Genomic DNA, 12,601 nt, shown 5'->3' on the forward strand with positions numbered 1-12,601 from the left:
AGCGGGCGGGGCTCTCGTCGCGCCGTGCGCGGGCCATGGCCGTGATCCGCAGGCTGCCCGTCACCAGGTCTTCGGCCGGTAGCCTTTGACGCAGGCTCGCACTTCGTCGTCGATCACGTTGCCCGGCTTGATGCAGTCCGACAGCCTGCGCGGACTGTCGCTGTAGGGCGACGCTGGCGGAGTGGCCGGCAGGCCGCTCGGGGAAATGCCCAGGCGTGTCTGCAGCAGCCCCCAGCGTTCCTGGAGCCAGAACTGGCTGGCGGGGTTGCGCCACAGGGCTGCGCCTGCCGCCACGATCAGCAAGGGGATTAGGAACCACAGCAACGCCTTCACCAGCATCCGCCACTTGCGCTTCGGCGCATCGGGCGGCTTCTGCCGGTTCTGTTGTTTGACCTGTTCCCAGTAGTAGTCGCGATCACGCTCGCTCATCGAGTGTCATTCCGCCGGCTGGATGGGTGCAGCGTAACGGCTGGCGCAGCGTGCGGCGAGGCGCGATCAGCGGTCCTTGTGACGGGCTTCGCGCACCACCATATTGGTCTGCATGACTGCCCCTCGAACCTCCACCCGCGGCAAGCGCGCCGATGTGCTGTCCGCCTTCCACCCGGCGGTGGCCGGCTGGTTCCGTGCGCATTTCAAGGCGCCGACCCAGGCGCAGGTACAGGCCTGGCCGGCGATCCAGGCGGGGGAATCGACACTGGTCGCCGCACCCACCGGTTCGGGCAAGACGCTCACGGCTTTCCTCTCGGCCATCGATGCATTGGTCCGCGAGGGGCTGGATAACGGCGGCGTGCTGCCGGACCGCACCACGGTGGTCTACGTCTCGCCGCTCAAGGCGCTGTCCAACGACATTCGCATCAACCTCGAGGAACCGCTGGCCGGTATCCGCGCCGCGCTGGGCGAGATGGGCCTGCCGGAAGTGGAGATCCGCACTGCCGTGCGCACCGGCGACACCACGACCAAGGAACGTGAGGCCATGCGCAGGCAGGTGCCGCATATCCTGGTGACCACGCCCGAATCGCTCTACGTGCTGCTCGGCTCGGACTCCGGCCGCGCCATGCTGGCCGGGGCGCGTAGCGTGATCGTCGATGAAATCCATGCACTGGCGGCGAGCAAGCGCGGCAGCCACCTGGCGCTGTCGCTGGAGCGTTTGCAGGCGTTGTGCGAGGCGCCACTGGTGCGCATCGGCCTGTCTGCCACGCAGAAACCCATCGAAGCGGTGGCGCGTTTCCTGGTCGGCCGCCACCCGGCCTGCCGTATCGTCGACATCGGCTACAGCCGCCAGCGCGACCTGAACCTGGAGGTGCCGTCCGCGCCGCTGGAAGCGGTGATGTCCCACGACGTCTGGGACAAGGTCTACGACCGCCTCGCCGAACTGGCCGGCGAACACCGCACCACGCTGGTGTTCGTCAACACCCGGCGGTTGGCTGAGCGCGTGACCCGGCATCTCGCCGAGCGCATCGGCGCCGGCTGGGTGGCGGCGCACCATGGCAGCCTGTCGAAGGAACTGCGCCTGGGCGCCGAGCAGCGGCTCAAGGCCGGGCAGTTGAAGGTGCTGGTAGCCACGGCCTCGCTGGAGCTGGGTATCGATATCGGCGACGTGGAGCTGGTTTGCCAGCTCGGCTCGCCGCGCTCCATCGCAGCCTTCCTGCAGCGTGTGGGGCGTTCCGGGCACAGTGTTGGCGGCACGCCCAAGGGGCGGCTGTTCCCGACCTCGCGGGACGACCTGATCGAATGCGTAGCGCTGCTCGACAGCGTGCGCCTGGGGGAGCTGGACGCGCTGGCAATTCCCCGCGCACCGCTGGACGTCCTGGCCCAGCAGATCGTCGCTGAAGTGGCTTGCCAGGAATGGCGCGAGGACGCGCTGTTCGACCTGTTCACCGGCGCGCAGCCCTACGCCGAACTGAGCCGCGAGCACTTCGACGGCATGTTGCGCACCCTCGCCGAGGGCTACACCAGCCGTAATGGCCAGCGCGGCGCCTACCTGCACCGCGATGCGGTCCACCAGCGCCTGCGCGGCCGGCGCGGTGCCAAGCTGACCGCCGTGACCTCCGGCGGCACCATCCCCGATACCGGCGACTACGCCGTACTGCTGGAGCCGCAAGGCCTGACCGTGGGCACGGTGAATGAGGACTTCGCCGTGGAAAGCCTGGCGGGCGACGTGTTCCAGCTCGGCAACATTTCCTACCGCATCCTGCGCGTCGAACCGGGCCGCGTGCGCGTCGAGGACGCCCAGGGCCAACCGCCGAACATTCCCTTCTGGCTCGGCGAGGCGCCGGGGCGCAGCGATGAGCTATCCACCAGTGTCGCTCGTCTGCGCGGCCAGCTGGACGAGTTGCTGGCCCAGGGCGAGAACGATCGCGAACCGCTGGCACGGGCCATCGACTGGCTGCGGGAACAGCTCGGCCTGAACGATGCGGCAGCGCGGCAACTGGTGGAATACCTGGCCCGTGCGCGCCATGCCCTTGGTGCACTGCCGACGCAGAAGACCCTGATACTCGAACGTTTCTTCGATGAATCCGGCGGCATGCAGCTGGTCATCCATTCGCCCCACGGCAGCCGCCTCAACCGCGCCTGGGGCCTGGCGCTGCGCAAGCGCTTCTGTCGCACCTTCAACTTCGAACTGCAGGCCGCCGCCACCGAAGACGCGATCATCCTGTCGCTGTCCACCAGCCACAGCTTCCCGCTGGACGAGGTCTGGCGCTACCTGCATTCCAACAGCGCCGAGCACGTGCTGATCCAGGCGCTGCTCGACGCGCCGCTGTTCGGCGTGCGCTGGCGCTGGAACGCCACCACGGCGCTGGCGTTGCCGCGCTACAGCGGCGGCCGCAAGGTCGCCCCGCAGTTGCAGCGCATGCGCAGCGAAGACCTGTTGGCCTCGGTGTTCCCCGACCAGGTGGCGTGCCTGGAGAACATCGTTGGCGAGCGCGAGATTCCCGATCACCCGCTGGTGGCGCAGACCCTCGACGACTGCCTGCACGAAGCCATGGACTGCGAGGGCTGGCTGGCATTGCTGCGGCGCATGGAGCGCGGCGAGGTGACCTTGCTGGCGCGCGATCTGCCAGCACCTTCGCCATTGGCGGCGGAAGTATTGTCGGCCAGCCCCTATGCCTTCCTCGACGATGCGCCACTGGAGGAGCGGCGTACCCAGGCCGTGCAGAGCCGTCGCTGGACCGATCCGGAAAGCGCCGACGACCTCGGTGCGCTGGATGCCGACGCCATCGACGCGGTGCGCGCCGAGGCCTGGCCGGAGGCTCGCGACGCCGACGAGATGCACGAGGCGCTGACGGGCCTGGGCGGTATTCGCGAGAGCGAGGCACAGGCCAACGAGGGCTGGCCCTTCCTGCTCAAGTCGCTGGCCAGGGCGGGCCGGGCGACGCGCCTGGCGCTGCCGGTGGGCGATGTCTGGGTGGCGGCGGAGCGGCTCAGCCAGTGGCTGGCGCTGCATCCGCAGGTCACACGGACGCCACTGCTGGACCTGCCACCGTCACTGCTTCAACCCTGCACGACCGATGAGGCGCAGGTCGAACTGGTACGGGCGCGCCTGACCGGTTTCGGCCCGCGGCTGTTGCGCGAGCTGGCCGACGACCTGGGGATATCCACCGGCGATGCCGGTTTCGCCCTGGCCAGCCTGGAGCGCGAGGGTTACGTACTGCGCGGCCGCTTCACGCCGGGCGCGCAGGAAGAGGAGTGGTGCGAGCGCCACTTGCTGGCGCGTATCCATCGTTACACGGTGAAGCGCCTGCGCCGGGAAATCGAACCGGTGCAACGTGCCGATTTCATGCGCTTCCTCTTCGACTGGCAGCGCGTCGCCAGCGGCACGCGGGTGCGCGGGGCCGAGTCCCTGGCCGGCGTGCTCAGTCAGCTGGAAGGCTTCCAGGCCGCAGCCTCGGCCTGGGAGAGCGACATCCTGCCCAGCCGCGTGGCCGACTACGGGATCAACTGGCTGGACGACCTCTGCCGCGCCGGTCGCATCGTCTGGGCGCGCTTGCCCGGTCACAGCGCCGGTAAGGCCCGCGGCGGGCCACTGAAGAGCACGCCCATCGTGCTGCTTCCGCGCACGCAGATGGCGCAGTGGAGCGAGCTGAGTGCGGGGCAAGCGGATGCCGAGCTGTCGGCCAAGGCCGGCAAGGTGCTTGACGTGCTCAAGGAGCACGGCGCGTCGTTCTTCGAGGAACTGGCCAGCGACAGCCACCTGCTGCGCACCGAACTGGAAAGCGTGCTGGGCGAGCTGGTGGCGGCTGGGCGGGTGAATGCCGACAGCTTCGCCGGCCTGCGCGCCCTGCTGATGCCGGCGGCGCGTCGCCATCCGCAGCGCCGTTCGCGCACGCCGCTGTTCGGTATGGCCGATGCCGGGCGCTGGGCGTTGCTGCGGCGCTCCGCGCTGGAGCCCGGAGCACGGTTGCCGGCGGAAACCCTGGAACACGTCGCCATGACCCTGCTGCGCCGCTATGGCGTGGTCTGCTGGCGCCTGCTTGACCGCGAGGCCGACTGGCTGCCGCCGTGGCGCGACCTGTTGCGGGTCTACCATCGCCTGGAGGCGCGCGGGGAAATCCGCGGCGGGCGCTTCGTCGCCGGGCTGACCGGCGAGCAGTTCGCCCTCCCTGAAGCGGTCGGCCTGCTGCGCGAAGTCCGGCGCCGGGAGGCGAACGGCGAATGGGTGGTGGTCTCCGCGGTGGATCCGCTGAACCTCGCCGGCACGCTGCTGCCGGGACGCAAGGTGCCGGCAGTGAGCGGCAACCGCGTGCTCTATCGCGATGGCGTGCCGGTGGGTGCGCTGATCGCCGGTGAGGTGGAACTGCTGGCTGAACTGCCGCCCGCGGACCAGGCCCGTGCGCGGGAGCTGCTGATCCGTCGCTGATTTCGGCCTTGCCTGGCTTACACTCAGCGGCACGCACGTCTTTCCTGCGAGGGTGTGATGCTGTCCCGCGAGCCGCCGACTCTGCCTGTCCTGTTGCGCCAGTGGTGGTTCCTGCCGCTGCTGGTGCTCGCCCTGTGCCTGCGCCTTTATGGTCTGTCGGATTCGGCACTGTGGGGGGACGAGACCTCCAGCCTGTTCCTCGCCCGCTATTCGCCCGTCCAGCTCTGGCAGCACGCCGCCCACGACGTGCATCCGCCGCTGTACTTCTTCCTGCTGCATGCCTGGGTCGCAGTGGCGGGCGAGGGCGTTCTTTCGCTGCGATCGTTCAGCGCCGTGTTCGGCACCTTTGCGGTGTTTCTCGGCGGCTGGCTGGTGTGGCGGCTGGCTTCGCCGCGGGCCACTTTCATCGCCGTGCTGTTGTTGGCAATGCTGCCCACGGCGGTACGTTACAGCCAGGAAGTGCGCATGTATTCGCTGCTCGGCTGCTGGTTGCTGGCGGCGACCCTGGCGTTGCTGTACTGGCGGCAGGTGCAGCGGCGGCGCTATCTGCTGGTGTATGTCGCGCTGATGACCGCGGCCTTCTACACCCATTACTTCAGCCTGTTCGGCGCACTCGTGCAGTGGCTGTGGCTGGCAACGCTGCCGAACAGCCCGCTGCGCCGACGCGACTGGTGGCTGGCCAACCTGGCCATCGCCGTGCTGTTCCTGCCCTGGTTGCCCGGGCTGTTCGAACTGATCCGCCACATGGCGGTGCTGGAAGCGGGTGGCGACGTGGGCTGGCAGCCGCCGGTGGATGCGCGCTCGCTACCCTCGATGCTCTGGCAGTGGCTGGCGCAATCCGATGGCAACGAGTTGCCCTGGCCCGTGCTGCTCGGCGTGCCGCTGCTGCTGGTGGCGGCGGCTGCATTGGTGCTGCGCGCCGACCGCAGTCCCCAGCGTGGCGGGGTACTGCTGGCGCTCTATTGCGGCATGCCCTTGCTGCTGCTGTATGGCATCTCGTTCATTTCCCCGGTCTTCGTCGAACGCTACCTCACGGCTTTCGCCCTGGGCTTGCCGCTGCTGCTGGCGCTGGCGCTGGATCGCCTGCTGGATAAGCGCCGTGCGCTGGGGACGGTGCTGCTGGTGACCCTGCTGGGGTTGCAGGGCATCGGGGTGGGGCGCGCAATCGCCATCGACCCGGACGAGCAGTTCGACGGCATGGCGGCCTACGTCAACGCCCACTACCGCGCCGGCGACCGGGTGGTGGTCGATGACATCCTCTGGTACCTGACCTTCCGCTATTACAACCAGACCGGCCACGAACCATTGCTCTACACCGCACCGGCGGCGGATGGCAGCTCGGGCCGGCCGGGGCGTTATGGCTTTGGTTCGCTGATCGACGACCGCCAGCATGCCTTCGTCGACCACCTGGCGGACCTGCCGCAGGACCAGGGGCGCGTCTGGCTGGTGATGAGCCGCTACAACGACCAGGAGATTCCCGACGTGCCGGCCACCTGGAAACGGGTGGCGCAACACGCCGGCGGCGAGGTGCAGGCGATCCTCTTCGAGCGCACGGCGCAGCGTAACGCGGCGCGTTGAGGGCACGCGTTGCGTTGCAGCCTTAGAAGCGGATGCGTCCGGTAAAGGCGTCCTTGAGCATCACCCAGTCGCCCATCAGCGACCACAACGGGTACTTGAAGGTGGCGGGGCGGTTCTTCTCGAACACGAAGTGGCCGACCCAGGCGAAGCCGTAGCCGGCCAATGGCATGGCCAGCAGCCACAACCAGTGCCCGCTGACGATGGCGTAGGCGAGGATCGACAGCACCAGCAGGCTGCCCACGTAATGCAGGCGACGGCACACGGCATTGCTGTGCTCCTGCAGGTAATACGGGTAGAACTCGGCGAAGCTCCGGAACCGATCGACGGTCTGGGTGCTCATGGCGCACCTCCTGTTGTTGTGGTGGCCCAGTGTAGGCTGGAGCTATCGGACTTGCGGATGGCATAGGGGACCAGTTTAGTATCCCCCTGCGCCGCCAGCTGACTGGCGGTGGCGCCGTTGACCACCATAACCAGAAGAAAACGCATGCCTGAGCGTACGACCCTGTCCAGTTGGGTGCGGGGAATCGTCCAGTCCCTGGAACTGGAAGGCCTGGATAGCCGAGCGCTGTTCGCCGAACTGGGATTGGATTTTGCTGCCCTCGACGACCCCGATGCGCGCTTCCCGCAGGACGCCATGAGCCGCCTGTGGAACCGCGCCGTGGAGCTGTCCGGCAATCCGGCCATCGGCCTGAACATTGCCCGCGTGCACACTCCGGCGTTCCCGGTGGTGGGCTACGCGCTGATGTCCAGCCGCAACCTGGGCGAGGGCTTCGAGCGGCTCGAGCGCTACCAGCGGATCATTGCCGAGGGCGCCGACCTGAGCTTCCGCCGCCTCCCCGAAGGCTGCCTCTACCGTATCGTGGTCCACGGCGACCGCCTGCCGGTGCCGCGGCAGAGCGCGGAATGCTCGCTGGCCAGCCTGACCGCCATGCTGCGCTGGATTACCGGGCGGGCAATCAAGCCGCTCGAGGTACGCCTGGCGGGCGAGCCGCCGCAGGACATCGAGCCCTACCGGGAACTGTTCCAGGCGCCGCTGAGTTTCGGCCACGCCGACTGCGCGATGCTGTTTTCCCACGAGGACATGGCTGCGCCGCTACCCACTGCCAACGAGGAACTGGCGCGCCTGCACGACCGCTTTGCCGGGGAATACCTGGCGCGCTTCGTCAGCAGCCGCTTCAGCCACCAGACGCGCCAGGTCCTGTGCCGCCTGCTGCCCCAGGGCGAGCCCAAGCGCGAGAGCGTGGCGCAGGCGCTGCACCTGTCCGAACGAACCCTGCAGCGCCGCCTTCAGGAAGAGGGCACCAGCTACCAGCAACTGCTCGACGACACCCGCCGCGAGCTGGCCCAGCAGTACCTGGCCACGCCGCGCATGACACTGCTGGAGATTGCCTACCTGCTGGGCTTTTCCGAGCCGAGCAATTTCTTCCGCGCCTTCCGCCGCTGGTTCGGCAAGACGCCGGGGGAGTACCGCGAGGCGTTGTGATTCCTCCGGCGCCAATCGGTTGGTTTTAGAAGCCGGCGCAGCCGGATAGCGTAGGAGCAACTGTCTTCTTCTGCGAGTCCGTGCTCGGGGTTCCTCCCTCTCCCCAGCCCTCTCCCTTCAGGGAGAGGGCTGGGGAGAGGGAGGAACCCCGCTGATGAGTCCCAAACTACGTAGGAGCCGGCGTTGTCCGCGATACCTCGCCGCGGGCCTCAGTGCCGCCAGAACGCCGGGGTGAACAGCACCAGCACCGTGATGATCTCCAGACGGCCCGCCAGCATGCCGCCGCAGAGCAGCCACTTGGCGGCATCCGGCAGCGAGGCGAAGTTGCCCGAGGGGCCGATGATCGGCCCCATGCCCGGGCCGACGCCGGCCACGGTGCTGGCCGCGCCGGTCAGCGAGGTCATCCAGTCCAGGCCGAGGAACGACAGGCCCAGCGCCAGGGCACCGACGGTGGCGCCGAAGAAGAACGAGAAGGTCAGGATCGAACGCACGATCTCCTCGTCCAGGCGGTGGCCGTTGTAGCTCTGCTTGATCACCGCGCGCGGGTGGATCAGTTGGTAGAGGCTGGCGCGCAGCAGGGTGAAGGCCACCTGGAAGCGGAAGATCTTGATGCCGCCGGCGGTGGAGCCGGAGCAGCCGCCGATGAAGCCCAGGTAGAAGAACAGCATGATCGAGAAGTGGCCCCACAGGCTGTAGTCGCCCAGGGCGAAGCCGGTGGTGGTGACCACCGAGGTCACGTTCACCGCGACGATGCGGAAGGCGTCCAGCCAGGGCAGGCTGGAGGTCACCGAGTACCAGGTGCCCATCACCAGCCAGGTGACCAGCAGCAGGCCGAGGAAGCCGTGGACCTGGTGGTCGCGGATCAGCGCCTTGCGGTTGCCACGCAGCATGGAGACGTACAGCACGAAGGGAATGCTGCCCAGGATCATGACCACCACCGCGACCCAGTGCACCGCCGGCTGGTGCCACTTGGCCAGCGACTGGTCGGAGGTGGAGAAACCGCCGGTGGAGATCGCCGACATGGCGTGGTTGAGCGAGTCGAACAGGCCCATGCCGGCCCACCAGAAGGCCAGCGTGCCGGCGATGGTGATGGCCACGTAAACCCCGACTATGTACTTGGCCACCATGTGCGAGCGCGGCATGACCTTGTCGGAGCGGTCCGAGGATTCGGTCTGGAACAGGCGCATGCCACCGATGCGCAGCATCGGCAGGATCGCCACCGCCATGGCGATGAAGCCGATACCGCCCAGCCAGTGCAGCAGCGAGCGCCAGATGAGGATACCCGGCGACATCTTGTCCAGCCCGCTGAGGACGGTCGAGCCGGTGGCGGTAATGCCGGACATGCTCTCGAAGATTGCGTCGGTGAAGCTGATGTGCCGGGCGAACATGAAGGGCAGGGAGGAGAAGAAACAGACGATCACCCAGCTCGACACGGTGAGCATGTACATGTCCCGCGGACGCAGGTGCACCTGCTCCGGGCGGCCGGGGATGACCATGCCAAGCCCGCAGGTGAAGGTGATGATCGCCGACCAGATGAAGGGGTGCAGTTCGTGGGCGCGGCCGTAGTAGAGCAGCGTGGCCATGGGAACCAGCATGGCGACCGCCAGCGTGATCACGAAGATGCCGATGATGAATCCGAGGGTGCGTAGTGTCGGCAGGGCCATGCGCTGAGGTCTGAAACCAATGGGAATCGGCCATTTTACCTGTCGCCTGCTGCCTGTAAACCGCGTGAAATCCCCCTCTTCACAAGTGCAACGGGATGGATAGAATCTGTCTCCGCTCGCCGGCGCTCGCCGGTTTCTCTAGTGCATTCGAATCCATGTCCACTCACAATCCGTGTTTGAGCTGCGGCGCCTGCTGCGCGCATTTTCGTGTGTCCTTCTATTTTGGCGAGTGCCGCTCTTCTGGCGGTATCGTCCCCGATGACCAGGTTGTCCAGGTCAGCCCGCACCTGGTTGCCATGCGTGGCACCGAGGTGCGTCCATCGCGTTGTACGGCGCTGCTGGGCGATGTCGGCTGCGGGGTGCGCTGCACCCTGTACGAGCAGCGTTCCTCGACCTGCCGGGAGTTCGAAGCGTCCTGGACCGATGGCGTTCACAACCCGAACTGCGACGCGGCCCGCGCCGCCTATGGGCTGCCGCCGCTGACACCACCGGTGTTGCCGACATTGTCACCGGAGCGGGTGGCCTGAGGCGCTGTCTTTCCTCAGCAAATGCGAACCCCTTGCGTCTACAATGGCGGTTTTCGAGTTTGACTGGAGGCAGCCCATGGAGGCTCTCGACGCGTTGCTCAACCGTGTGTCCCACGCCCGCCTGAGCGAGCCGGCACCGTCCGCCGAGCAACTGGACCGCCTGTTCCGTTCGGCGTTGCGCGCCCCGGATCATGGGCAACTGCGCCCCTGGCGTTTCATCACCGTGGAAGGCGAGGCGCGGAAGGAACTGGGCGAGCTGTTCGCCCGCGCCGTGGCAGCGAGCGAGCCGGATGGCAAGCCCGAGGCGCTGGACAAGGCTCGCGCCATGCCGCTGCGCGCGCCCTTGCTGGTGGTGGCCGTGGCACGCCTGCAGGAGCACCCCAAGGTGCCGGAAATCGAGCAGTGGCTGGCCGCAGGCTGTGCCGCCCACGGTATCGTCCAGGCAGCCTATGTCGAAGGATTGGGGGCGATGTGGCGGACGGGCGCCATGGCATTCGATCCGCTGGTGCGCGAGGGCCTCGGCCTGACCGAGAATGAGCGCATCGTCGGCTTCATCTACCTCGGCACGCCGGTCGGCGAACTGCGCCGCCCGGCGCCGCTGGACCCGGCCGGCTTCGTCAGCGCCTGGCGGGGCTGAGCGGCAGTTCCAGGCGAACCTTCCAGCCGCCGTCGCGCGCGCGCCAGAACAGGTGGCCACCCTGCCAGCCGGCCAGGCGCCGCGCCGGGGGCAGGGCCTCCGGCAGCCAGGCCCGTGCTTGCGGGTCGTGGCCGTGCAGGTCCAGGCGCAGTTCTCCGTGGGCGGAGCTGAGCAAGAGTTTCAGCGCTGCGTGCGGTTGCCGCGCCAGTGCCGCCTCCAGCAACGAATCCAGGGCCTCGCCCAGCGCGTCCGGCCAGCTTTCCAGTGGCCAGGTGCCACTCTGCGGCAGGCTCAGGCGCAAGCCGGGCCAGCGTGTGCGCCACCGCGCGGCGTGACGTGCCAGTTCTACAGCCAGCACCAGGTACTGCGGGTCGTCGCAGGGCTCGCTGCGCAGCAGGACTGACGGCGGCAGTGGCTGTTGCAGAGCGGGGATCGGGGTAGCGAAGGCAGGCAGGCTCATGGTTGCTCTCCGAAAGTGCGCAGGGTTCAGCCGACCTGGCGGCGTAGTGGCAAGTCGATGCTGGCGACGAATCCGCCGTCGGGATGGTTGGCCAGGCGCAGTCGTCCATGGTGGCGCTCGATGGCGCGCCGGGCGATGGCCAGGCCCAGGCCATGGCCTGCGCTGCTCTGGTTGGGAGCGCGGAAGAAAGGTTCGCCCAGTTGCGTCAGGTGTTCCTCGCTGGCGCCGGGGCCGTGGTCGCGGACGCTGATGCGCACACGATCGCTATCGACCCGGGCCTGCACTTCCAGCGGCTGGTCCGCCGGGTTGAATCGCAGGGCATTGCGCAGCAGGTTGTCGAGGGCGCGTTCGAGCATGTCCGGCCAGCCGTCCAGGGCCAGTTGCGCAGCGATGTCGAGCTGGATGTCCTGTTCCGGGTAGAGCAGTTGCGCGTCATTGCGCAGGCGTTCGAACAGTGGCAGCAGGTCGATGCGGCTGGTGGGGCCGGGATCGGCGTCGAGACGGGCGAGGGCGAGGATTTCGCCGATCAGCGCTTCCAGGCGATCGCATTCCTGTTCCAGGCGTGGCCACATGGCGGCGCGCTGTTCGGGGCCGGCACGTTCGGCCAGGGCCAGGGCAATGCGCAGGCGCGCCAGTGGTGAACGCAGTTCGTGGGACACATCGCGCAGCAACTGGCGCTGGCTGCCGATCAGCCCTTGCAGGCGGGCGCCCATGCGGTTGAAGTCGCGGGCCAGCACGCCCAGTTCGTCGCCACGGCGAGAGAGGCGGGCGAGGCTGTCCTGTTGATAACTGGTCTGGCCGAGGTCATGCACGGCGCGGCGCAGGCGATTCAGCGGACGGGTGATGGACAGCGTCAGCAGCAGGCTGAACACAGTCAGCACCACCAGAGCGATGCCCAGGGCGCTGAGCGGCCAGAGCAGGCTGCTGCGGTGCCAGGCCTGCAGGGTCGGGTGTGGAATGCGGTAGATGAACAGGTAGGTCTGGTCGGTGCGGCTGCTGGTGTATTCCTGGCTCAGCTGGCGCCAGGGGAAGCGCGGCAGGTTCTCGCGGTCGAAATGGTTGTCTCGCGGACGCGGTGGGCGCGGCAGGTAGGTGCCGTTGACCAGGCGCTGGCCGGTCTCGTCGAGCACCTGCACCGAGAGTTCGTAGTCCTTGCGACGGCTTTCCAGCAATTGTTGTGCGGCTTCCGGGCCTTGTGTTTCGTAGAGCAGGGTCCATTGCTTGGCGATGTCGTGCAGCCCCGGATAGCGGGCGATGACCCAGGTGTCCTGGTTCAGCGCGCGGCCCAGCAGGATGGACAGTCCGGCCACCAGCAGCAGGGCGAGCCAGAAGGCGGCGAGGATCCGCCAGAAGAGTGAACGCATGGTCTTCCTGTTCAGCCGCATGGTCTATCC

At 67.9% G+C, this 12,601-nt stretch carries 10 protein-coding genes; 5 read left to right on the plus strand and 5 right to left on the minus strand.

The features are described 5' to 3' along the window. Positions 1–60: 60 nt before the first annotated feature. A complete protein-coding gene (locus tag GJV37_RS25275; protein WP_037011041.1) occupies positions 61–429 on the minus strand; it encodes a hypothetical protein in 369 nt (122 codons plus the stop codon). Positions 430–541: 112 nt separating this feature from the next. Here GJV37_RS25275 and GJV37_RS25280 point away from each other — a divergent pair, with 112 nt between their 5' ends. Then, entirely contained in the window at positions 542–4,858 is a 4,317-nt protein-coding gene (locus GJV37_RS25280; protein ID WP_193453053.1) for a DEAD/DEAH box helicase, read from the plus strand. 57 nt (positions 4,859–4,915) lie between these two features. After that, on the plus strand, positions 4,916–6,436 hold the full coding sequence (locus tag GJV37_RS25285) for a glycosyltransferase family 39 protein (protein WP_193453054.1): 1,521 nt from the start codon (positions 4,916–4,918) through the stop codon (positions 6,434–6,436). A gap of 22 nt (positions 6,437–6,458) precedes the next feature. Here the strand turns inward: GJV37_RS25285 and GJV37_RS25290 are convergent, their stop codons facing one another. Then, entirely contained in the window at positions 6,459–6,776 is a 318-nt protein-coding gene (locus GJV37_RS25290; RefSeq protein WP_169887397.1) for an Mpo1-like protein, read from the minus strand. Between the two features lie 144 nt (positions 6,777–6,920). Between GJV37_RS25290 and GJV37_RS25295 the strand changes: the two genes are divergently transcribed. Further along, positions 6,921–7,919, plus strand: a complete 999-nt coding sequence (locus tag GJV37_RS25295) for an AraC family transcriptional regulator (RefSeq protein WP_169887398.1) — start codon at positions 6,921–6,923, stop codon at positions 7,917–7,919. A gap of 209 nt (positions 7,920–8,128) precedes the next feature. Here the strand turns inward: GJV37_RS25295 and GJV37_RS25300 are convergent, their stop codons facing one another. Next, the gene (locus GJV37_RS25300) at positions 8,129–9,583 is read right to left on the minus strand and encodes a TrkH family potassium uptake protein (protein ID WP_024767434.1); all 1,455 of its coding nucleotides are present in this window, start codon (positions 9,581–9,583) and stop codon (positions 8,129–8,131) included. 155 nt (positions 9,584–9,738) lie between these two features. Here GJV37_RS25300 and GJV37_RS25305 point away from each other — a divergent pair, with 155 nt between their 5' ends. After that, a complete protein-coding gene (locus GJV37_RS25305) occupies positions 9,739–10,110 on the plus strand; it encodes a YkgJ family cysteine cluster protein (protein WP_024767433.1) in 372 nt (123 codons plus the stop codon). Positions 10,111–10,186: 76 nt separating this feature from the next. Then, positions 10,187–10,747: an NAD(P)H nitroreductase gene (locus GJV37_RS25310; RefSeq protein WP_024767432.1), complete on the plus strand. Its 561-nt coding sequence runs from the start codon at positions 10,187–10,189 to the stop codon at positions 10,745–10,747. On the opposite strand, the gene GJV37_RS25315 is transcribed toward GJV37_RS25310, so the two are convergent. Together GJV37_RS25315 and GJV37_RS25320 are read right to left on the minus strand one after the other, a co-directional pair. Next, on the minus strand, positions 10,728–11,207 hold the full coding sequence (locus tag GJV37_RS25315) for a hypothetical protein (RefSeq protein WP_084359809.1): 480 nt from the start codon (positions 11,205–11,207) through the stop codon (positions 10,728–10,730). The genes GJV37_RS25310 and GJV37_RS25315 overlap by 20 nt on opposite strands. Positions 11,208–11,233: 26 nt before the next feature. Beyond that, positions 11,234–12,571 (minus strand): sensor histidine kinase, encoded by a 1,338-nt coding sequence (locus tag GJV37_RS25320; RefSeq protein WP_193453055.1) that lies wholly within the window; start codon positions 12,569–12,571, stop codon positions 11,234–11,236. Positions 12,572–12,601: the final 30 nt, after the last annotated feature.

It is taken from the genome of Pseudomonas nitroreducens, from assembly GCF_010994165.1.
GTDB lineage: Bacteria > Pseudomonadota > Gammaproteobacteria > Pseudomonadales > Pseudomonadaceae > Pseudomonas > Pseudomonas nitroreducens.

Bases quoted from the DNA above. Each gene is read 5' to 3' on its own strand.
- GJV37_RS25275 (WP_037011041.1), bottom strand. From the start codon at position 429: ATGAGCGAGCGTGATCGCGACTACTACTGGGAACAGGTCAAACAACAG.
- GJV37_RS25280 (WP_193453053.1), top strand. From the start codon at position 542: ATGACTGCCCCTCGAACCTCCACCCGCGGCAAGCGCGCCGATGTGCTG.
- GJV37_RS25285 (WP_193453054.1), top strand. From the start codon at position 4,916: ATGCTGTCCCGCGAGCCGCCGACTCTGCCTGTCCTGTTGCGCCAGTGG.
- GJV37_RS25290 (WP_169887397.1), bottom strand. From the start codon at position 6,776: ATGAGCACCCAGACCGTCGATCGGTTCCGGAGCTTCGCCGAGTTCTAC.
- GJV37_RS25295 (WP_169887398.1), top strand. From the start codon at position 6,921: ATGCCTGAGCGTACGACCCTGTCCAGTTGGGTGCGGGGAATCGTCCAG.
- GJV37_RS25300 (WP_024767434.1), bottom strand. From the start codon at position 9,583: ATGGCCCTGCCGACACTACGCACCCTCGGATTCATCATCGGCATCTTC.
- GJV37_RS25305 (WP_024767433.1), top strand. From the start codon at position 9,739: ATGTCCACTCACAATCCGTGTTTGAGCTGCGGCGCCTGCTGCGCGCAT.
- GJV37_RS25310 (WP_024767432.1), top strand. From the start codon at position 10,187: ATGGAGGCTCTCGACGCGTTGCTCAACCGTGTGTCCCACGCCCGCCTG.
- GJV37_RS25315 (WP_084359809.1), bottom strand. From the start codon at position 11,207: ATGAGCCTGCCTGCCTTCGCTACCCCGATCCCCGCTCTGCAACAGCCA.
- GJV37_RS25320 (WP_193453055.1), bottom strand. From the start codon at position 12,571: ATGCGTTCACTCTTCTGGCGGATCCTCGCCGCCTTCTGGCTCGCCCTG.